The 20,309-nt window shown below is 70.6% G+C and carries 18 protein-coding genes and 2 pseudogenes; 16 read left to right on the plus strand and 4 right to left on the minus strand.

The window, feature by feature from the left end:
• Window positions 1-171: 171 nt before the first annotated feature.
• The 4 genes and pseudogenes from folE to folK form a co-directional block, all read left to right on the plus strand.
• Window positions 172-516: pseudogene (gene folE / locus ACZ7OU_RS09605) on the plus strand (GTP cyclohydrolase I); the annotation flags it as partial.
• Window positions 517-551: 35 nt separating this feature from the next.
• Window positions 552-1,358, plus strand: a complete 807-nt coding sequence (folP, locus tag ACZ7OU_RS09610) for a dihydropteroate synthase (RefSeq protein WP_470240831.1) — start codon at window positions 552-554, stop codon at window positions 1,356-1,358.
• On the plus strand, window positions 1,351-1,710 hold the full coding sequence (folB, locus tag ACZ7OU_RS09615) for a dihydroneopterin aldolase (protein WP_470254776.1): 360 nt from the start codon (window positions 1,351-1,353) through the stop codon (window positions 1,708-1,710). Before folP ends, folB begins: the two co-directional genes overlap by 8 nt.
• A complete protein-coding gene (gene folK, locus ACZ7OU_RS09620) occupies window positions 1,707-2,198 on the plus strand; it encodes a 2-amino-4-hydroxy-6-hydroxymethyldihydropteridine diphosphokinase (protein WP_470254777.1) in 492 nt (163 codons plus the stop codon). Before folB ends, folK begins: the two co-directional genes overlap by 4 nt.
• A 67-nt stretch (window positions 2,199-2,265) precedes the next feature.
• Here the strand turns inward: folK and ACZ7OU_RS09625 are convergent, their stop codons facing one another.
• Complete coding sequence (locus ACZ7OU_RS09625) at window positions 2,266-3,201, minus strand: helix-turn-helix domain-containing protein (RefSeq protein WP_470255906.1); 936 nt, start codon at window positions 3,199-3,201, stop codon at window positions 2,266-2,268.
• Between the two features lie 61 nt (window positions 3,202-3,262).
• On the opposite strand from ACZ7OU_RS09625, the gene ACZ7OU_RS09630 reads away from it, so the two are divergent.
• From ACZ7OU_RS09630 to ACZ7OU_RS09660, 7 genes are all read left to right on the plus strand, one after another.
• Window positions 3,263-3,724 carry a DUF3180 domain-containing protein gene (locus tag ACZ7OU_RS09630; protein ID WP_470240719.1) on the plus strand — a complete coding sequence of 154 codons (462 nt, stop codon included), beginning with the start codon at window positions 3,263-3,265 and terminating at the stop codon, window positions 3,722-3,724.
• A gap of 69 nt (window positions 3,725-3,793) precedes the next feature.
• Window positions 3,794-6,034, plus strand: a complete 2,241-nt coding sequence (locus tag ACZ7OU_RS09635; protein ID WP_470254778.1) for a DUF6779 domain-containing protein — start codon at window positions 3,794-3,796, stop codon at window positions 6,032-6,034.
• A 175-nt stretch (window positions 6,035-6,209) separates the two neighbouring features.
• Window positions 6,210-7,313 carry a PrsW family intramembrane metalloprotease gene (locus ACZ7OU_RS09640; protein WP_470255907.1) on the plus strand — a complete coding sequence of 368 codons (1,104 nt, stop codon included), beginning with the start codon at window positions 6,210-6,212 and terminating at the stop codon, window positions 7,311-7,313.
• A gap of 89 nt (window positions 7,314-7,402) precedes the next feature.
• Window positions 7,403-8,362, plus strand: coding sequence for a Rossmann-like and DUF2520 domain-containing protein (locus ACZ7OU_RS09645; RefSeq protein ID WP_470255908.1), 960 nt, complete (start codon window positions 7,403-7,405; stop codon window positions 8,360-8,362).
• Window positions 8,359-9,264, plus strand: coding sequence for a pantoate--beta-alanine ligase (gene panC / locus ACZ7OU_RS09650; protein ID WP_470240721.1), 906 nt, complete (start codon window positions 8,359-8,361; stop codon window positions 9,262-9,264). Before ACZ7OU_RS09645 ends, panC begins: the two co-directional genes overlap by 4 nt.
• Window positions 9,265-9,273: 9 nt before the next feature.
• Entirely contained in the window at window positions 9,274-9,771 is a 498-nt protein-coding gene (gene panD / locus ACZ7OU_RS09655; protein ID WP_470240722.1) for an aspartate 1-decarboxylase, read from the plus strand.
• A gap of 5 nt (window positions 9,772-9,776) precedes the next feature.
• On the plus strand, window positions 9,777-10,553 hold the full coding sequence (locus ACZ7OU_RS09660; RefSeq protein WP_470254779.1) for a type III pantothenate kinase: 777 nt from the start codon (window positions 9,777-9,779) through the stop codon (window positions 10,551-10,553).
• Between the two features lie 310 nt (window positions 10,554-10,863).
• Here the strand turns inward: ACZ7OU_RS09660 and ACZ7OU_RS09665 are convergent, their stop codons facing one another.
• The gene (locus ACZ7OU_RS09665) at window positions 10,864-11,616 is read right to left on the minus strand and encodes a class I SAM-dependent methyltransferase (RefSeq protein ID WP_470254780.1); all 753 of its coding nucleotides are present in this window, start codon (window positions 11,614-11,616) and stop codon (window positions 10,864-10,866) included.
• A 76-nt stretch (window positions 11,617-11,692) separates the two neighbouring features.
• On the opposite strand from ACZ7OU_RS09665, the gene lysS reads away from it, so the two are divergent.
• On the plus strand, window positions 11,693-13,204 hold the full coding sequence (lysS, locus tag ACZ7OU_RS09670; RefSeq protein ID WP_470254781.1) for a lysine--tRNA ligase: 1,512 nt from the start codon (window positions 11,693-11,695) through the stop codon (window positions 13,202-13,204).
• Between the two features lie 135 nt (window positions 13,205-13,339).
• Entirely contained in the window at window positions 13,340-13,690 is a 351-nt protein-coding gene (locus tag ACZ7OU_RS09675; RefSeq protein ID WP_470240728.1) for a histone-like nucleoid-structuring protein Lsr2, read from the plus strand.
• Window positions 13,691-13,799: 109 nt separating this feature from the next.
• Here the strand turns inward: ACZ7OU_RS09675 and ACZ7OU_RS09680 are convergent, their stop codons facing one another.
• A complete protein-coding gene (locus tag ACZ7OU_RS09680) occupies window positions 13,800-14,651 on the minus strand; it encodes an AraC family transcriptional regulator (protein WP_470254782.1) in 852 nt (283 codons plus the stop codon).
• A 34-nt stretch (window positions 14,652-14,685) separates the two neighbouring features.
• On the opposite strand from ACZ7OU_RS09680, the gene ACZ7OU_RS09685 reads away from it, so the two are divergent.
• Window positions 14,686-15,255 (plus strand): TIGR03086 family metal-binding protein, encoded by a 570-nt coding sequence (locus ACZ7OU_RS09685; RefSeq protein ID WP_470254783.1) that lies wholly within the window; start codon window positions 14,686-14,688, stop codon window positions 15,253-15,255.
• 7 nt (window positions 15,256-15,262) lie between these two features.
• Here the strand turns inward: ACZ7OU_RS09685 and ACZ7OU_RS09690 are convergent, their stop codons facing one another.
• Window positions 15,263-16,030, minus strand: coding sequence for a (2Fe-2S)-binding protein (locus ACZ7OU_RS09690; RefSeq protein WP_470254784.1), 768 nt, complete (start codon window positions 16,028-16,030; stop codon window positions 15,263-15,265).
• A 345-nt stretch (window positions 16,031-16,375) separates the two neighbouring features.
• Here ACZ7OU_RS09690 and ACZ7OU_RS09695 point away from each other — a divergent pair, with 345 nt between their 5' ends.
• Window positions 16,376-18,934: an ATP-dependent Clp protease ATP-binding subunit gene (locus tag ACZ7OU_RS09695; protein WP_470254785.1), complete on the plus strand. Its 2,559-nt coding sequence runs from the start codon at window positions 16,376-16,378 to the stop codon at window positions 18,932-18,934.
• 106 nt (window positions 18,935-19,040) lie between these two features.
• Window positions 19,041-20,303, plus strand: a pseudogene (locus tag ACZ7OU_RS09700) (Hsp70 family protein); the annotation flags it as partial.
• Between the last annotated feature and the right edge of the window lie 6 nt (window positions 20,304-20,309).

A 20,309-nucleotide genomic window follows, 5' to 3' on the forward strand; every position in this document is an offset into this window, starting at 1 on the left:
AAGCACGGCTTCCCGCAGGACGACTACGCGACCGACCTCATCGAGTCGGAGTACGTGCAGGTCGAGTCGGTCACGCCCGTGATCGCGTCAGGAACCAAGCCCTATACCGTCTACAGTTTCAAATGCGATCCGCATCCGACTTTTTTGATTGCGGGACATTTAACGCATAATTGTGAACACCATCTGGTGCCATTCCACGGCGTCGCGCACGTCGGGTACATCCCGAACGCCGCCGGGAAGGTCACCGGGCTCTCCAAGCTCGCCCGGCTCGTCGACCTCTACGCCAAGCGTCCGCAGGTCCAGGAGCGCTTGACCTCCCAGGTCGCCGACGCCATTGTGCGGAAGCTCGAACCGCGCGGTGTGATCGTCGTGATCGAGGCCGAACACCTCTGCATGGCCATGCGTGGCATCCGGAAGCCCGGCGCGCGCACGACCACCTCCGCCGTGCGCGGGCAGCTGAAGAACTCCGCCTCCTCCCGGGCGGAGGCGCTCGACCTGATCAGGGCGCGCCGGTGAGCGTGGGGCTTCCCGCGCCCGGCCGTTGCGTCGTGATGGGCGTGCTGAACGTGACGCCCGATTCCTTTTCGGACGGTGGCCGGTACCTCGGGATCGAGCAGGCGCTCGAGCACGCCCGCGAGATGTGGGCGCGTGGGGCCGACCTGATCGACGTCGGGGGTGAGTCGACCCGGCCGGGGGCGGCCCGGGTGGACGCCGAGACCGAGCTGGCGCGCATCCTGCCGGTGATCCGGACGCTCGCCGGTGAAGGGGTCGCGCTGTCGGTCGACACCACGCGTGCCGCCGTCGCCGCCGCGGCGCTCGAGGCCGGGGCGAACGTGATCAACGACGTCTCCGGCGGGCTGGCCGACCCGGACATGGCGCGCGTCGCCGCGGAGTCCGGGGCGCCGTGGGTGCTGATGCACTGGCGCGGTCACAGCCGGGACATGCAGGCCCTCGCCGAGTACGAAGACGTCGTCGCCGACGTCCGCGGCGAGCTGCTGTCCAGAGTGGACGAAGCGCTGGCGGCGGGAGTCGCCGAGAGCGCGATCGTGCTGGACCCCGGGCTGGGCTTCGCGAAGAACGCCGGGCACGACTGGGCGTTGCTGCGTGGCCTGGATTCGCTGCTCTCCCTGGGTTTCCCGGTGCTCGTCGGCGCTTCGCGCAAGAGGTTCCTCGGCCGGCTGCTGTCCACAAAGGACGGCACGCCGCGTCCGCCGGACGGCCGTGAGGACGCCACCGCCGCCATCTCCGCGCTCGCCGCGGCCGCGGGGGCGTGGGGCGTGCGGGTGCACGAGGTCGGGGCGTCGCTGGACGCGGTCGCCGTGGCCGCCGCTTGGTGGAAGGGATCGCCGGATGTCTGACCGGATCACGCTGACCGGCCTGCGGGTGTTCGGCCGCCACGGCGTGTTCGAGCACGAGAAGCGGGACGGTCAGGAGTTCGTCGTCGACGTCACCGTGTGGCTGGACCTCGGGCCGGCCGCCGCGTCGGACGACCTGACGAAGACCCTGCACTACGGCGAGCTGGCCGAGCTGGTGGCGGGGATCGTCGCGGGCGAGCCGTACGACCTCATCGAGAGCGTCGCGGGCAAGATCGCCGACGAGGTCATGCGTGACGAGCGGCTGGGCGCGGTCGAGGTGACGGTGCACAAACCTTCCGCGCCGATCCCGCTGACCTTCGACGACGTCGCGGTCACCGTCAAGCGAGAGCGATGAGCCGCGCCGTCCTTTCCCTCGGGTCGAACCTCGGCGACCGGCTCGGCTTCCTGAAGCTGGCGCTGGACGCCGTGCGGCCCGCGCTGGTCGCCGTCTCGGGCGTGTACGAGACCAAGGCGTGGGGCGTCGAGGACCAGCCGGACTTCCTGAACGCCGTCTGCGTCGTCGACGACCCGGCGCGCGATCACTGGGCGTGGCTGCGCGCGGGCCAGGCCGCCGAGCAGGCCGCCGGCCGGGTGCGCGAGCTGCGCTGGGGCCCGCGAACCCTGGACGTCGACGTGGTCACGGTGGACGGCGTCACGTCCGACGACCCGGAGCTGCTGCTGCCGCACCCCGGGACGCCGGACCGCGCGAGCGTGCTGGTGCCGTGGGCGGAGATCGAGCCGGCCGCGGTGCTGCCGGGGCACGGCCCGATCGCCGGGCTGCTCGCCGCGCGCCCGGCGGACGAGGTCGCCACGGTCCGCCGGACGGCGCTCATCTTGAGCTGATCGCGTCAAGCCCCGGGATCGGCGGATCGCCGAGTTGTCCTCTCGGCTCGGCGAGTGCCGGGCCCGGTCAGCCTCGCAGGGCCGCGATCATGAAGCCGACCGCCGGCCGGGTGGTCGGGAACGGAGGCCAGCCGTTGATGATCCCCAGCAGCCTCCAGTAGTGCTCGGCCCGCGGGTCGCCGCCCGCGGCGAAGCGGTCGGCCAGTTCGCGGCGGAACTCCGGTGACGCCGGGTCCTGGTCCGGCCGGGCCGAAGCCGCCGCGATCTCCGTCGCAAACGCTTGCCCCACCGTTGACGTCGGGCTTTCCCCCGCGTCGACGGCTTCCTGGGCGCGGGCCATCCACGCGTTCCAGTGCTCCCGCCAGGCCGAAGACGGCTGCTCGAACTCGCCGTCACGGATCTGCCGGGACTGGGTTTCGCTCATGCCGCGGATCAGCGCCCGGAAGTCCGGGTCTCGCACCAGCTCCGCGAACTCGATCCAGGCTTCGAGCTGCTCGGGCGTCGGGTCGTCGGGCAGCTCCGGCTTGCCCGCCCGCATGCGCTGGTAGAACTGCTCGTCGACCTCCAGCCCGGCGACCATCTCGTCCCAGAACTCGTCGACCAGCCGTTTGCGCTCCTCGTCGGACATCGACGCGAGACGGTTCATCAGCTTCACTTCCTCCAGTTCGGATCCACGCTTGGCCACCGCGCGCAGCACCGCCCGGCGCAGCCGCAGCCGCCGGATCTGCTCGTCCAGCGCCTCGACGTGCCGGGTCGCCAGCTCGCCGACGGTCGCCGGCTCCGTCAAGGCCGCGGAGACGTCGGTGAGGCCCAGGCCCAGCTCCCGCAGCGTGCGGACCAGCTCGAGCCGGGCCATCGCCGCCGCGTCGTAGAGCCGGTAGCCGGCGTCCGTCCGGTCGGTCGGGGGCAGCAGGCCCTCGTCCGAATAGAAGCGGATGGTCTTGACCGGCAGACCGGTCCGCCGGGCCAGCTCGCCGATGGTGAAGGTCGCGGTGGTGCCCACAAGACGCATGGTGAACTCTCCAGTCGGGGGAGAGTCAACCCTCCCACGGTACGGTTGACGTATGCACTTCACCCGGCCCCGTGACCTGGTGGTGGCCGGGCTGCTCGGCCTCGTCCTCGGCTACCTGCTCTTCCTGGCGGCGTACGGCTCGCTGCCCCAGCTGCCGACGTTCGCCGGCGTCACGTTCGCCGTGCTGGCCGTGGTCGAGGCCGGGATCGCGTTCTCCATTCGCTCCCGGATCAAGAACGGCCGCGTCGTTGCCGCTATCGGGATCGCCCGATCGGTGGCTCTCGCCAAGGCCTCGTCACTCGCCGGAGCTTTCATGGGCGGCGCCTGGCTGGCCGCGCTCGCCTACCTCTTCCCGCGACGTGACGAACTCGTCGCCGCCGTTCTCGACACCCGGGCCGGCGTGGTCGGCGTGGTGTCGTCCGCAGCCCTGGTAGCAGCGGGTTTGTGGCTCGAGCACTGCTGCCGGACCCCTCGTGACCAAGAGCGTGAGCGCACCCGGGGGTCGACCGGTTAGCGCTGGAATCCCACCGCTCAAGGGACCGAGTAGGTCTCGTTCGGATTACGAGCAGGTACGGTGTCAGGCATGACCGGCGTGGGTGACGACTCGCGCGGCCGCCTACTGGGCAGGCCGTGGCTAGTCGTCGGATTCGTCCTCGCCATCGGAGCCACCCTCGCACTGGTGCTCAGCGACGATCTCCGCTATCTCAGGCTCGGGATCGTCGCGGCCCTCTGGGCTGCCCTGATCGGCGCTTTCCTCGCCGTGAAGTACCGCAAGCACGCGGCACAGAGCGAGGACGCTGTCTCCGAGGCGCAGGCTGTGTACGAACTGGAGCTGGAACGCGAGATCGCGGCCCGGCGCGAATACGAGCTGGAGGTGGACGCGGAGAACCGCAACGAGTCCGACTCCCGCAGCCGCGAGGAGCTGGAGGCGCTGCGCGCCGAGGTTTCCGCGCTGCGCGACAGCCTCCAGTCGCTGTTCGGCGGCGAGGTGCTGCTCGAACGCGTCGCGCTGACCGCGCAGGCGACCCGGATGCGCAAGGTCTCCGACGACAACCGGATGATCCCCGACGCCGCGCCGAAGAAGAAGCCCGCTCAGCTGATGGCCGGGAAGAAGCCGGCCGAACAGGGCGAGCGCCCGACCGAGCTGATCGACCGCGTGCTCGACGAGCGCCGCCGGAAGGCGTCGAACGGGAAGCCCGCGAACGGCAAGGGCCTCGGCAAGGGCAAGGGCTTCGGCGGCAAGCCGGCCCCGAAGAGCCCGGCGAACGTCAACGCGCAGAGCACCCAGCAGATCGCCCGGCCGGCGCCGCTGAGCGAACGCCGTCCGCCGGTGCCGGCCGTCGACCCGGCCCTGAACGCCGCGCAGCGTGAGCTGAAGGCCGCCGAGCTGCGCGCCGAGGCGGCTCGCCGCCAGGCCGAGTCGCAGCCGATGCGGCTGCCGGACCCGGCCGAGGTCGCGAAGCAGCCCGAGCGCCGTCCCGAAGCCGCGGCCGAGCCGACGCGCCAGGTGCCGCGGCCCGACCCCAAGACCGAGATCCGCCGCGCCCCGGAGCCGAAGACGGAGATCCGCCGTCCCGAGCCGCCGCCCGCGCGCCGGGCGGAGCTGTCGCGGCCCGCGATGCGGCCCGCCGAGGTGTCGCGTTCGGACATTCCGCGGGTCGAGCGGTCGATGCCGGCCATGCGCCCGGCCGAGGTCTCGCGCTCGGACATCCCCCGCGTGGAGATGTCGCGTCCGGACATCCCGCGGGTGGAGCGGTCGATGACCGACATCCCACGGGTCGAACGCTCGATGCCGGCCATTCCGCGCGTCGAGATGTCGCGTCCGGACATCCCCCGTGTGGAGATGTCGCGGCCCGACATCCCGCGCGTCGAGATGTCCCGGTCGGACCTGCCCCGCGTCGGCGGCCAGCCGAACGGTGCGCGTCCCGAGCCGCGCAAGGCGCCCGAGCCGCCGCGGCCGGCACCGCCTCGCCCGGCCCCGCCGGTGAAGCCGTCGGAGATGTCCCGGTCGGACCTGCGGCCGGTGACCGATCTGAGCGCGGCGTTCCAGAACCGTGACGACTTCGCCGAGCGGCAGCGGCCGAACCGGCCGAAGCCGCCCGAGCCGAAGGCCCCGCCGATGCCGAGGGACGCCTCCGCGTCGCGTCGCGACCTGCCCCCGATCATCCCGCCGACGACGCCCGTGCCGAACAACAGGCCGGCCGTGGGGCCGCCGTCGCGCACGAACCTGCCGCCGGTGGTGCCGCCGACCACGCCGGTCCCGGCCGCCGACGGCCGCCGTCCGTCGCGGCTGGAGCAGTTCTCGCGGGCGGACATGTCGCCGATCCTCGACGAGCCGGCCTCCCGGCACGGCGGCTCGCACCGCGCGCCCGCCGAGGCCGCGCAGGCCGCCGGGCCGATGGCGAACCCGACGCTCCCGGAGTCGGTCCGCGACTACCAGGGCCGCTCGGGTGGCCGTCGCCGCAAGCCGGACGAGTCGCAGCAGATGCCGGCGGTGCCCGCCCCGGAGCCCACGGGCGGCGGGCGTCGCCGTCGTCCGGACGGCGAGCCCCCGGCGTGGGAAGGCATGGTCGCCGAGCGGGCGTCGATGTCGCGCCGCAACATGGCCCCGGTCGACCCGGCGGACGTGCCGCAGAACGGTCACAACGGCAACGGCCACAACGGCGCGAGCAACGGCCACGCCCGCAACGGCCACCGTTCGCCCGAGGCGGCGCCGCCACCGGGCAGCGGTTCGCACACGGCGGGCCGCTCGGTGAGCGAGCTCCTGGCGGCCAACGGCGGCACGGGCTCGACGCCCCGCCGTCGCCGTCGCGCGGAGGACTGAGCCCGGCCCGCGCCGCCCCAGCTGCAGGCTGCGCGCGTGGACCGAGGCTCGGCGCGCCGTGTGTGCCAGGTGGCGTTCCGGTTCCTGTCCGGTCTGCGTAGGGTGACCGGCTGTGAGCGGAACCCTCTCGCCCGCGACGGGACTCGATCGCGGACGGCGGCCTCGCCGGATCACCGTGCTGCTGCCGGTGCTCGGGCTGATCGTGGTCGCCCTGTGCGGCCTGTTCCTGTTCGGCCTCGCCACCGCGCGGGTCGGCCCTCTCGCCGTCACCATCGGGGTCCTCGCCGCGCTCGTGCCGGTCGCGGGCGTGGTCGCCGGGTTCCTCTGGGTCGACCGCTGGGAGCCCGAACCGGCGAAGTTCCTGCTGCTCGCCTTCGCCTGGGGCGCCTGCATCGCGACGATCACCGCGCTGCTCATCAACACCACCGCGGAAGCCGTGGGTGACGAGCTGCTCGGCAAGGGCAGCGGCAACACCGTCGCCGCGCTGGTGTCCGCGCCCATCGTCGAGGAGGCCGCGAAGGCCCTCTTCGTCGTCCTCATCCTCTGGCGGCGGTCCAGCGAGTTCGACGGCGTCGTGGACGGTGTCGTCTACGCCGGGTTCAGCGCCGCCGGCTTCGCGTTCACCGAGAACATCTACTACTTCGGCCGCGCGTTCGCCGATTACGGCTTCGGGGACGGCCACAGCCAGGGCGTCATCACGGCGTTCTTCCTCCGCGGCGTCCTCGCGCCGTTCACGCACCCGCTGTTCGCCGTGCTCACCGGCATCGGGATCGGCATCGCCGCGCGGACGACGACGAAGGCGCTGAAGGTCCTGGCGCCGATCGCCGGCTACCTGGCCGCCGTCTGCCTGCACGCGCTGTGGAACAGCGCCGCGCTGCTCGGCGGGTCGAAGTTCCTCACCGTCTACTTCCTGATCATGCTGCCGCTGTTCCTCGGCGTGGTCTACCTGGTCGTTCTCCAGAGACGACGTGAGCAGCGGATCATCGCCACCGCCCTGCCGCACATGGCCTCCGCGCGCTGGATCGCGCCGTCGGAGGTCGACCTGCTGGCCAGCCTGCCCGGCCGTCGGGCCTGGCGGCGGCAGGCGAAACGCCAGTCCGGGAAGCGTGCTGCCCGCGCCGTCGCCGTCTACCAGGCGAGCGTGACGGAGCTCGCGTTCCTGGACCGCCGCGAGCTCACCACCGACTCCGACCGGCAGCGCCAGCAGGAGCTGCTGCGCACGCTGAAGGCCGCCCGGGCGGAGGCGACGCGCCTCGCCGACGAGGCCGTCCGAGGGTGACCCGGTCCGGGTGAAGCTGGTCACCGGGTTCAACGCGGCGCGCCCAATCGAGTTAGTCTCGCGCCGTTCGTCCGGTACCCGGAGCGGGACTGGAACGAGAGCAGAGGGAGTCTGCGAACCATGAGCGTCCACAGGCGCACGCCATGATGAGGCCCGCTCGCCTCGCGGTCGGTGTCGTTTCCGCCGGCCGGGTGGGCAGTGTGCTCGGTGCCGCGCTGGCCAGGGCGGGACACACCGTGGTCGCGGCGTCGGGGCTGTCCGCCGCGTCGCTGGCCCGGGCCGAACGCCTCCTCCCCGACGTGCCGCTGCTGCCGCCCGACGAGACCGTCCGCTTGGCGGACCTGGTGCTGCTCGCCATCCCCGACGACGCGCTGGCCGGCATGGTCCGCGGACTCGTCGCGACCGGGTCGCTGCGGCCGGGTCAGATCGTCGTGCACACCTCCGGCGCGCAGGGCATCGACGTGCTGGCGCCCGCGGCCGAGGCCGGGGCGCTGCCGCTCGCGCTGCACCCGGTGATGACGTTCACCGGCCGCGAGGAGGACCTCGAGCGGCTGACGGCGTGCAGCATCGGCGTCACCGCGGCGGCCGACGACGACGCCGCCTGGAGCGTCGGCGAGGCTCTCGCGGTCGAGATGGGGGCCGAGCCGGTGCGCATCCCCGACTCCGCGCGAGCGCTCTACCACGCAGCGTTGACCCACGGCGCGAACCACCTGATGACACTGGTCGCCGACTGCGCGGAAGTCTTGCGCGAAGCGGGAATCGCACATTCCGAACGCCTGGTGGCGCCACTGCTTTCGGCGGCGTTGGATAATGTGCTCCGACACGGCGACCGCGCGCTCACCGGCCCGGTCGCGCGTGGCGACGCCGGCACCGTCCGCAAGCACCTCGAGGTGCTGGCGGACCGGGCGCCGGACGTGGCGCCGGCCTACCGAGCGTTGGCCAGGCGCACGGTGGCGCGTTCGTCGGCTGCCGGGCTGCTGGACACCGCGGCCGCCAAAGACCTCACCGAACTCCTCGACGATCCCGCCGAAGGGCACCAAGACCAGTGACCACACCGAAATTCAGCCGCGGCACGCTGAACACCTTCGCGTCGCCCGAGCAGATGAGCCAGGTCAGCAAGGCCCTGCACGGCGTCGGCCGCAAGCTGGCGCTCGTGCCGACCATGGGCGCGCTGCACGCCGGGCACCGCGAGCTGATCCGCCGCGCGAAGCGGCTGCCGAACAACGTCGTGGCGACCTCGATCTTCGTCAACCCGCTGCAGTTCGGCGAGGGCGAGGACTTCGAGGCGTACCCGCGGCCGCTCGACGCCGACCTGGCCGTGCTGACCGAGGACGGCGTCGAAATCGCGTTCACGCCCAGCGCCGACGCCCTCTACGGCGAAGGCGCCATGGTGACCGTGCACCCGGGCAAGCTCGGCGACGAGCTGGAGGGCGCTGTCCGGCCCGGCCACTTCGCCGGCGTGCTCACAGTCGTGGCGAAGCTGTTCAACCTGCTTCGCCCGGACTACGCGCTCTTCGGCGAGAAGGACTACCAGCAGCTGGTCCTGATCAAGCGGATGGTGCGCGACCTGAACATCGACACGCACGTCATCGGCGTCCCGACCGTCCGGGAGCGCGACGGGCTGGCGCTGTCGTCACGCAACGTCTACCTGACGCCTGAGCAGCGTGAAGACGCCGTCGTCCTGTCGGCCGCCCTCACCGCGGGGGCGTTCGTCGGGCGCGACGGTGCGGACGCGGTCCTCGAGGCCGCGTGGAAGACCCTCGCCGCGCGTCCCGCGGTCGAGGTGGATTACCTGGAGTTGAGGGGAACCGACCTCGGGCCCGCGCCCGTCGATGGTGAAGCACGACTGTTGATCGCGGCCCGGGTGGGGAGTACCCGGCTGATCGACAACGTTCCGGTGCTGCTCGGCGCGGCTGTCGAGCACCCGGCGCGGCTGGACGCAGGGGAATAGGAGTCCACTATGTACCGCACCATGCTCAAGTCGAAGATCCACCGGGTCACCGTGACCCAGGCCGACCTGCACTACGTCGGCTCCGTGACGGTCGACGCGGACCTGATGGAGGCCGCGGACCTGCTGCCGGGCGAACAGGTGTCCATTGTGGACGTCACCAACGGCGCGCGGCTGGAGACCTACGTCATCAAGGGCGAACGCGGCAGCGGCGTCCTCGGCATCAACGGCGCCGCGGCGCACCTGGTGCACCCGGGCGACCTGGTCATCCTCATTTCGTACGGCCAGATGGACGACGCCGAAGCCGCGACGTACGAGCCGCGCGTGGTGTTCGTCGACGCGGACAACCGGATCGTCCACCGGCACGCCGACCCGGGGTACGCGCCCGAGGGGTCGGGGCTGCTGTCCGGCACGGTGACCCTGCCGCCGGAGGAGGAGACGGCGGTGTTCCCGGTCGCGGAGACGGCGGACGCCCGCCGCCTCGACGCGCTGCTGCACGCGGAAAGCTGACCCGCTTGCTGCTCACCGTCGACGTCGGCAACACGAACATCGTGCTGGGGCTGTACTCCGGCAGCTCGCTCGTCGGAGATTGGCGCATGCGCACGGACGCGCGCATCACGGCCGACGAGCTGGCGTTGACGGTGCGCGGCCTGCTGGGCCCGCACGCGGACTCCGTGTCCGGGATTTCCGCTTTGTCGACGGTGCCGGCGGTGCTGCGCGAGCTGCGGGTGATGCTCTCGCGCTACTACGACCGGGTTCCGAAGATCGTGGTGGAGCCGGGAGTCCGCACGGGCGTGGCGTTGCTGGTGGACAACCCGAAGGAGGTGGGCGCGGACCGCCTGGTGAACACGCTGGCCGCGCACCACCTCCACGACACGGCGTGCGTGGTGGTCGACTTCGGGACGTCGACGAACGTGGACGCCATTTCCGCCCGCGGCGAGTTCCTGGGCGGCGCTTTTGCCCCGGGCATCGAGATTTCCGTGGACGCGTTGGCGGCGCGCGCGGCGGCGTTGCGGAAGGTCGAGCTGGTACCGCCCCGGTCGGTGATCGGCAAGAACACTGTGGAGTGTCTGCAGTCCGGGATCCTGTACGGCTTCGCGGGGCAGGTGGACGGGTTGGTCCGCCGGATCGTCCGGGAGCTGTCCCCGAGCGGGACGGAACCGGTGGCGGTGCTGGCCACCGGAGGTTTGGCGCCCCTGGTGATCAGCGAGTCGGAGACGATCACGGACCACGTGCCGGATTTGACGCTGCTCGGGTTGCGGCTCGTCTTCGAGCGCAACATCCGTTCCTGACCGGGCCGGTTGTCCACAGCCGGGTTCGGATGTGGATGAACGGGGGCCGGGCGGGGCTTTTCGGGTCTCTTCGTCGTGCGCCGCGGATACGCTGGAGACGGGGCGGCCCCCAAGGGGAGGGCGGGCCGCGCTCCCGGGCGGATGTGTGGCTTGGTGCTTGCTCGGTGAGCTCGGGTCGGGACGCCGAAGAGTGACGCCAAGGTCGCCCCGCGTCGAGACCTTCCCGGCCCGAAGGCCGGCGCCGCAGCTGCCACCGGCTCGTGACCTCGGCGCGAGTCCCAGGCTCAGCGTTTGCCTGACAAAAAATGTCTTATCGACGCCGCGCGCGCAGTGCCCACGTGATCAGCGGCAGGTCGAACTCGCCGTCCGCCGTCGCCGGATTCGTGGCGAGGAACTCGCGCATCCGCGTCAACAGGGCCGCCGACTTGTCCGGTGCCGACACGATCACCATCGAATACGTGCCGATCGTTTCCAGCAGGCTCTCCGCCGTCCGCCGTTGCACATGGCGAAACCGGTCGTTTTCGAACGCGTCGAACCCCGGGTGCGACACCTCGCGCAAATCGTCCGTCCCGACCGGCTTGCGCGCCCCTTCGCGACCCAGCGCGGTGAACTCCGCGACCCACGGCACCGAATCGTCTTCGTAGTTCCACATCGGCACCAGCACGCCGCCCGGGCGCAGCACGCGGGCGATCTCCGTCATCGCCGCCGGTACGTCGAACCAATGGAACGCCTGGCCGACGAAAACCGCGTCGACATCGGCGTCGGGCAACGGGATCCGTTCCGCCTGGCCCGCCAGAGACGTCGCCGAAGGCACCTTCCGCCCCAGTTCGGCGCGCATTTCCGCGTCGGGTTCGACCGCGGTGACGTCGAGTCCGAGGCCGGCCAGGCCGAGGGTGAGCTTGCCCGTTCCGGCACCCAGGTCGAGCACGCGCCGAGGTGTGTCGCGAGCGCCCGAAAGGCCCCATTCGATCGCTTCTCGCGGGTAGTCGGGCCGGTGCTCGGCGTATGCGGCGGCTCGGCTGCCGAAGGAAGAGGCCCGCTGGGCGCGTGTGGGGTCACTCACCGGGCCAGGTTAATGGACGGAAAGGAAAGGTAATCCGGTTGGCGTAGCGCGTGGCCGGGTTCGTACCCTATGGGCCATGACCGAAAACCCCGCTTCCACCAGCGACCCCGCCGAAGACGAACTGCCCGAGCAGATGCGGGTGCGCCGGGAGAAGCGCGACCGGATCCTCGCGGAGGGTATCGATCCCTACCCGGTCGAGGTCCCCCGCACGCACTCGCTCGCCGAGGTGCGCGCGGCTCATTCCGGTCTGCCCGTCGACACCGCCACGGGTGAGACCGTCGGCGTCACCGGCCGGGTGATGTTCCTGCGCAACACGGGCAAGCTGTGCTTCGCCAGCCTCCGCGAGGGCGACGGCACCGAGCTCCAGGCCATGATCAGCCTGGCGAAGGTCGGCGAGGACGCGCTGGCGGCGTGGAAGTCCGACGTCGACCTCGGTGACCACGTGTTCGTGCAGGGTGAGGTCATCACGTCCAAGCGTGGCGAGCTCTCCGTGATGGCCGACGCCTGGCGCATCACGTCGAAGGCGCTCCGCCCGCTGCCGAACGCCCACAAGGAGCTCGCCGAGGAGACGCGGATCCGGCAGCGCTACGTCGACCTCATCCTGCGCCCGCGCGCGCGGGACGTGGTGCGCACGCGCGCCGGCGTGGTCCGGTCGCTGCGGGAGTCGTTCCACCGCCGCGGGTTCACCGAGGTCGAGACGCCGATGCTGCAGACGCTGCACGGCGGCGCCGCGGCTCGCCCGTTCGTCACGCGGTCGAACGCGTTCGACATGGAGCTGTTCCTGCGGATCGCGCCGGAGCTCTACCTCAAGCGCTGCGTCGTCGGCGGCATCGAGAAGGTCTTCGAGATCAACCGCAACTTCCGCAACGAGGGAAGTGACTCCTCGCACTCGCCGGAGTTCGCGATGCTCGAGTATTACGAGGCCTACGCCACGTACGACACGAATGCGGTGATGACGCGGGAGCTGATCCAGGAGGCCGCGCAGGCCGTGCTGGACACCCAGGTCATCACCCTGCCCGACGGTTCGGAGTACGACCTGTCCGGCGAATGGACCACACTCGGAATGTACGAGTCGTTGTCCGATTCCCTCGGCGAAGAGGTCACGCCGGAGACACCCGCCGCCAAACTGCACGGATTCGCGCAGGCCAGGGGCCTGGAAGTGGATCCGAAGCTGGGTCACGGCAAGCTGGTCGAGGAACTGTGGGAACACCTCGTCGGGGATCACCTGCACGCCCCCACGTTTGTCCGTGATTTTCCGTTGGAGACGTCGCCATTGACGAGGCAGCACCGCTCGCGGGCCGGGGTGGCCGAGAAGTGGGACCTCTACGTGCGCGGATTCGAACTCGCCACCGGATACTCCGAGCTGGTCGATCCGGTCGTCGAACGGGAACGGCTCACCGAACAGTCGCTGCTGGCCGCGCAGGGCGATAGCGAAGCCATGCGCCTCGACGAGGATTTCCTGAGGGCCCTGGAGTACGGAATGCCGCCGAGCGGCGGCGTCGGAATGGGGATCGACCGGCTCCTCATGGCACTGACCGGTCTCGGTATCCGGGAGACGATCCTCTTCCCGCTCGTGCGACCCGAATAACCCGGGTGTGTCGTTTACCGCAATGAGATTTGCGCTGTCCTCCAGAAGCGGGTACTAATGTTCTAGACAAAGACTTCTGTCCCGGGGCTCGCCCCGTAACCAGATCATTGAGCAAGTCCCCGCAGGAGGAATCGGATGGCACAGAAGGTGCTCGTCTCGCTGGTCGACGACCTCGACGGCAGTGAGGCGGAAGAGACCGTCGAGTTCGGTTTGGACGGCGTCAGCTACCAGATCGACCTCTCTTCGGATAACGCCGAGGAGTTGCGGGACGCCCTCGCCCAGTATGTCGAGCACGCGCGTCGCGCGGGTGGCCGGAAGCGCGCTTCGGTGCGCCCGGTCGCGGGCAAGGGCCCGTCGCGGCCCGCCGCCGTCGACCGCGAACAGAACCAGGCCATTCGGTCGTGGGCGCGCAAGAACGGGTACGCCGTTTCGGACCGGGGCCGGATCCCGTCCGAGGTCGTCGAGGCCTACCACAAGAAGAACTGAGGATCCTTCAGCTGTCCGGGTGTCCGCAGGCCACCGGGGCGGCTGGGGAATCTCCTCGAAGCGGGGCTCCAAGCCGAAGCCGCCGGGCGAATTCGCCCGGCGGCTTTGTTCATGTCCGATCACTGTCCGGTGTTCGCCCGGCCGTCCGGGCGTACTCGGCCGGCGGCTGACCCGTCACCGTGTGGAAATCGCGGATGAAGTGCGACTGGTCGCTATAGCCCAGTCGAACCGCCAGTCCGGCGTAATCCGGCTCTCCTTCCGCGGCGATCCGCTGTGCCGCGTCGTTGAGGCGGTATATCCGGATCGCCCACTTGGGTGTGCAGCCGACGTGTTCGGCGAACAACCGCTGTACGGACCGGGTGGTCAGTCCAGTATCCGCGCACAGTTGCGCCACCCGGGTAATTCCCGGATCCCGCGCGATTGATTCCACGGCCTCGGCGGCCCGCCGCGCGGCCGCCGACAAGCCGACGGGATTTGCGATCAGCAAGTTGTCGATCGCGTGGACCATTTGCGCGTCGTCGGCGGCGGTCTGCACCGATTCCGCGGCTTCGATCGCCGTCGGCCCGAAAACGTCCGTGAGCGGGACAGCGCGGTCGGCGATGTCACTTACCGGGCCATCGAGGAACGCGCGGAAGCACCCGGGCCGGAAACGCACGCCCAAGCCCTGGACGCGGCCGTCGAGGTGGTGGGAAAAGACGTCGTGGGCCGGGCCGTACACACCGGACGCGCGGGGGAAGAACGTCGCGTGCACGGCGAGGTTCGGCAGCACGCGCTGTTCGTGGGGCGGTTTGCCGCGCAGGTCCCAGCGCAGCACCCAGTGGTACTCGACGAGCTCCGCCAGCTCGGGCGCGGGTGCGTGCCTGGTCAGCGTGAACATCGTGCGCGCGGTGGCCTCGGCCACGATGCCGCGCGGGATCCGGTGCTCGCCCACGCGTCCACGGTAGCTGTCGCGTTCCTTCAAGACGGCTCCTCCGGCCGGAGGATTGGATCGCCGGATGACTGCCGAGCTCATCCGGCCCGCCGCGGCCGAGTTCCTGCGGGTCGCCCACGCCGTGGCCGACCTGACCGTCCCGACACCCTGCGCCGGCTACGACGTGCGCGGGCTGCTCAACCACCTTCTCTACTGGGGCCCGTGGCTCGTGGCCGCGGGGCGCCGCGAGGACCCGCCGTCGCCGGGTGCGGGCGAGGCGGAGGCGGCGCTGGTCACCGAGGACTGGCACGCGGCGCTGGAGAAGCAGACGGAGACGCTCGTGGACGTCTACGGGACGCCGTCCGCGTGGGCCGGCATGACGGCGCTGGGGACGGCACGGATGCCGGGGTCGGTGGTCGGCGACATGGCGCTGGGCGAGTTCGTCCTGCACGGCTGGGACCTGGCCCGGGCGAGCGGCCAGGAGCTGCGGTGCGCGCCGGAGGCAGCGACGGCGGTGCACGAGTCCGCGGTGGCGATGGGCGAGCAGGCGCGCTCGATGGGGGTTTATGGGCCGGCGGTGGCGGTGCCTTCGGACGCTTCGGCGTTGGAGCGGGCGTTGGGGGCTTCGGGGCGCGATCCGGGCTGGGCGCGCTGAGGGCCGGCTAGCGGGCGCAGGTGCGGGGGCAGCCGTCGCACTCGGGCTCGGCTGGGAGCAAGTACGAGAAGCAACAGCTCTCACGGCGCCTTGTCCACTCGCGGTCCGCTAGACGCAGCGTCGAGGCCGACGTCAACGGTGGGTACCGCTCGTCGAGCACCAAAGCCGCGTCGGCGACGCCCGCGCCCTCCGCGTCCGGGGTGCCTCCCGCCCGGCCCGCTCCCCACAGTGCGTTCTCCAGCGCGTCGGTCGCCGCGGCCCAGAGGGTGCGGCTGCCGAAGCGGCTGTGCGGCCCGTACGCCTGGATGAACCACGCCGCGTGTCCCGTGTAACGGGCACGCAGGACCGCTGCCAGCGCTCGCTCGTCACGGACCGCCGTTGCTCCCGGAGCCGCCGAGGCCGGGTCCGTCGGCAAGCAGCAGAACTCGTCGCCGAGTACCGACAGCGCGTCCGGGTACGGCTGGGCCGCTCCGATGCGGAAGGCCAGGTCAGCGGGCCGGAGTGCGGGCACCCGGCGCTCGTGGTGCAGTAGGAGCGCGCCGATCTGGGCCGGGATGTGCAGGTACCACGCGATCAGGTACGCATCGACCGTTCGGGGCGGTGCCTCGCCGTACTCGCGCCGCAGCCAGCCGGTCAACCGCGTGCGCCACTCCTCGAAAAACCCAGGGGCCGTCGAGCAGCGGATCCAGCCCTCCGGGACGTCCCGTCGCAGGTCGAGCCGTCGCAGGGACGGCGCGAGGCCGTCCGCTGTCTCGCGGGTGCTCGGCTGCGTCAACGGTGTCCTCCTTAGGTCTGCCTAACCTAACAGGACTCCGCCGATCGGGTGGCAGTCGGCTCGGTCACTCTCAGGGTGCGGACCTGTTCGCGGTGAGCGGACACCGCGCGGATGGCGGAATCCGGGTGGCCGCTCGCACGTTGGGGTTGACGTAAAGGTGCAGGGCAACCTGATGATGGAACCATCCGGAAGTCGTCACGTCCGGGTGCGGAAAAGGCCGCGAACAGCCGTAGTGGTACGCCAGCGCGACCGCTTGGCTACTAGAGTGGTCTCACGGTGCTGAATCCATCGCGGTGAAAGCACGATGGATAACGGGCCGCCGGCGCAGCAGTCGAGGGAGTGCACATGTTTGAGAGGTTCACCGACCGCGCGAGGCGGGTGGTCGTTCTGGCTCAAGAAGAAGCCAGGATGCTCAACCACAACTACATCGGCACCGAGCACATCCTCCTGGGTCTGATCCACGAGGGTGAGGGTGTCGCCGCCAAGGCGCTGGAGTCGCTGGGCATCGCCCTGGAGGGCGTGCGCCAGCAGGTCGAGGAGATCATCGGCCAGGGTCAGCAGGCGCCGAGCGGGCACATCCCGTTCACGCCGCGGGCGAAGAAGGTGCTGGAGCTGTCGCTGCGCGAAGCGCTGCAGCTCGGCCACAACTACATCGGTACCGAGCACATCCTGCTGGGCCTGATCCGCGAGGGCGAAGGCGTCGCCGCGCAGGTCCTGGTCAAGCTGGGAGCGGACCTCAACCGGGTCCGTCAGCAGGTGCTGCAGCTGCTCTCGGGCTACCAGGGCAAGGAGTCCACCGAAACCGGTTCCGGCGGTCGTGGTGAAGGCACCCCGTCGTCGTCGCTGGTGCTGGACCAGTTCGGCCGCAACATGACCGTGCTCGCCCGCGAGGGCAAGCTGGACCCGGTCATCGGGCGCGGCAAGGAGATCGAGCGGGTCATGCAGGTCCTGTCGCGGCGGACCAAGAACAACCCGGTGCTCATCGGCGAGCCCGGCGTCGGCAAGACCGCCGTCGTCGAAGGCCTGGCCCAGAGCATCGTCAAGGGCGAGGTGCCCGAGACGCTCAAGGACAAGCAGCTCTACACCCTCGACCTGGGCTCCCTGGTCGCCGGCTCCCGCTACCGCGGTGACTTCGAAGAGCGCCTGAAGAAGGTGCTCAAGGAGATCAAGACCCGCGGCGACATCATCCTGTTCATCGACGAGCTGCACACGCTGGTCGGGGCGGGTGCCGCCGAGGGCGCGATCGACGCGGCTTCGATCCTGAAGCCGATGCTCGCCCGCGGTGAGCTGCAGACGATCGGTGCGACCACGCTCGAGGAGTACCGCAAGTACATCGAGAAGGACGCCGCCCTCGAGCGCCGGTTCCAGCCGATCCAGGTCGGCGAGCCGTCGCTGGAGCACACGATCGAGATCCTCAAGGGCCTGCGCGACCGGTACGAGGCGCACCACCGCGTCTCGATCACCGACTCGGCGCTGGTCGCCGCCGCGACCCTGGCGGACCGGTACATCAACGACCGGTTCCTCCCGGACAAGGCGATCGACCTGATCGACGAGGCCGGCGCCCGGATGCGCATCCGCCGGATGACCGCGCCGCCGGACCTGCGCGAGTTCGACGAGAAGATCGCGAACGTCCGCCGCGACAAGGAGTCCGCGATCGACGCGCAGGACTTCGAGCGGGCCGCCCGCCTGCGTGACGAGGAGAAGACCCTCCTCGGCCAGAAGGGCGAGCGGGAGAAGCAGTGGAAGGACGGCGACCTCGACGTCGTCGCCGAGGTCGACGACGAGCAGATCGCGGAGGTGCTGGCCAACTGGACCGGCATCCCGGTGTTCAAGCTGACCGAGGAGGAGACCACCCGGCTGCTGCGCATGGAGGACGAGCTCCACAAGCGCATCATCGGCCAGGAGGACGCGGTCAAGGCCGTCTCGCAGGCGATCCGTCGTACGCGTGCCGGTCTGAAGGACCCGAAGCGCCCGTCGGGCTCGTTCATCTTCGCCGGCCCGTCCGGTGTCGGTAAGACCGAGCTGTCGAAGGCGCTGGCGGCGTTCCTGTTCGGCGAGGACGACGCGCTCATCCAGATCGACATGGGTGAGTTCCACGACCGCTACACCGCTTCGCGGCTCTTCGGTGCCCCTCCGGGCTACGTGGGCTACGAAGAGGGCGGCCAGCTGACGGAGAAGGTGCGTCGCAAGCCGTTCTCGGTGGTGCTGTTCGACGAGATCGAGAAGGCGCACCAGGAGATCTACAACACGCTCCTGCAGGTGCTGGAGGACGGCCGCCTGACCGACGGTCAGGGTCGCACGGTCGACTTCAAGAACACGGTCCTCATCTTCACGTCCAACCTGGGTACGTCGGACATCTCGAAGTCCGTCTCGCTCGGGTTCGCCGGTGGCAACGACACCGGTACCCGGTACGAGAAGATGAAGCAGAAGGTCAACGAGGAAATGAAGAAGCATTTCCGCCCGGAGTTCCTGAACCGGATCGATGACATCATCGTGTTCCACCAGTTGACCAAGGAACAGATCATCATGATGGTCGACCTGATGATCAACCGGGTGGAGAAGCAGCTCAAGGCCAAGGACATGGAGCTGGAGCTGACCGAGAAGGCCAAGTCCTTGCTCGCGAAGCGCGGCTTCGACCCGGTGCTGGGTGCGCGGCCGCTGCGTCGCACGATCCAGCGCGAGATCGAGGACCAGCTGTCGGAGAAGATCCTGTTCGGCGAGGTCGAGCCGGGTCAGATCATCCTGGTCGACGTCGAGGGCTGGAGCGGCAACCCCGAGGACAAGGACGACCAGGCCAAGTTCACCTTCCGCGGTGAGCGCAAGCCGTCGTCGGTCCCGGACGCCCCGCCGGTCAGCATCGGCGCGGGCCACGAGGAGCAGGGCGGCGAAGCCGAGAACGAGTGATCGGCTGAGCTAGAACGCAGGTAGGGCGGTTCCCCGGAAGGGGAGCCGCCCTTCTGCTTTCCTGCCGCATGAGACGATGCCCGCGGGGCTTGGGAGGGGAATCCGCGTGGACGTGCTGTCGATCGACTTCGGGACTTCCAGCACCGTCGGTGTCCTCTCCGCCTTCGGGCGGGGGCCGCGGGCGGTCGAGGTCGATGGGTCCGTCACCCTGTCCTCCGCCGTCTTCGCCGGCGATGATGGCCTGCTCGTCGTCGGGCAGGACGCCGAACGGCGGGCGCGGCTCGATCCCAGCCGCTTCGAACCCAATCCCAAGCGGCGCATCGACGAAGGCGTCCTGCGGCTCGGTGATTCCACGGTGGACATCACCGATGCCTTCGCCGCCGTCCTGCGCAGGATGGGCGAGGAAGCCGAACGACAGCTCGGCCGGCCGCCCGGGCAGACGCGGATCTCGCACCCCGCCGGCTGGGGCGTCACGCGGCAGGAGGCGATCCGGACCGCCGCCGCCAAGGCCGGGTTCACCGACGTCCGGCTCATTCCCGAGCCGGTCGCCGCGGCCGCGCACTACGCCAGTGTCGGCCACCGTCACCTCGGCCCCATCGGCGTCTACGACCTCGGTGCCGGCACCTTCGACTGCGCCGTCGTCGGCGTGTCCCGGCAGGGCTTCGCCGTGCTCGCCGAGGGTGGCCTGCCCGACCTCGGCAGCCTCGACATCGACCAGGCGCTGCTCGTCCACATCGGACGCTCGGTCTCGCACGCCGATCCGGCGCAGTGGCAACGGCTCCTCCGCCCACAGTCCACAGCGGACCGCCGCAACCGGCGCGCGCTGCTGCAGGACGTCCGGGACGCCAAGGAAAGCCTTTCCCGGCACACGCAGACCCACGTGCCGATGCCCGAGCCGTTCGGTGACGTCCTGGTCAGCCGCGACGAGCTCGAAGCGCTCGTGCGGCCCAGCCTGCTGCGCAGCGCCGAACTGCTCGCCGCGACGATCCACCGCGCCGGCCTGACCCCCGCGCAGCTCGCCGGCGTCTACCTCGTCGGCGGGCCGAGCCGGATGCCGCTGCTGGCCACGCTGCTCGAGCGCCAGCTCGGCGTCGCGCCGACCACGCAGGACCAGCCCGAGACGGCCGTCGCGTTCGGGCTCCACCACGTGCCGCTGGAGAACACCGCCGACCTCACCGTGCCCGCGTTCGCGCCGGTCCGCCCGCCCGTGACGCCGCCGCGTCCCCAGCCCTGGCAGCAACCGCAGCACCAGCCGGTCCCGCCGCCTCGGTACGCGCCGCCGCCGGAGCCGGAGACGAACACCAAGCTGTGGTTCATCGCGCTCGCGGTGCTCGTGGTCGTCGCGATCACGGTGACGGTGGTCGTGCTCGTCGTC

Source organism: Amycolatopsis sp. NPDC114505, from assembly GCF_055633615.1.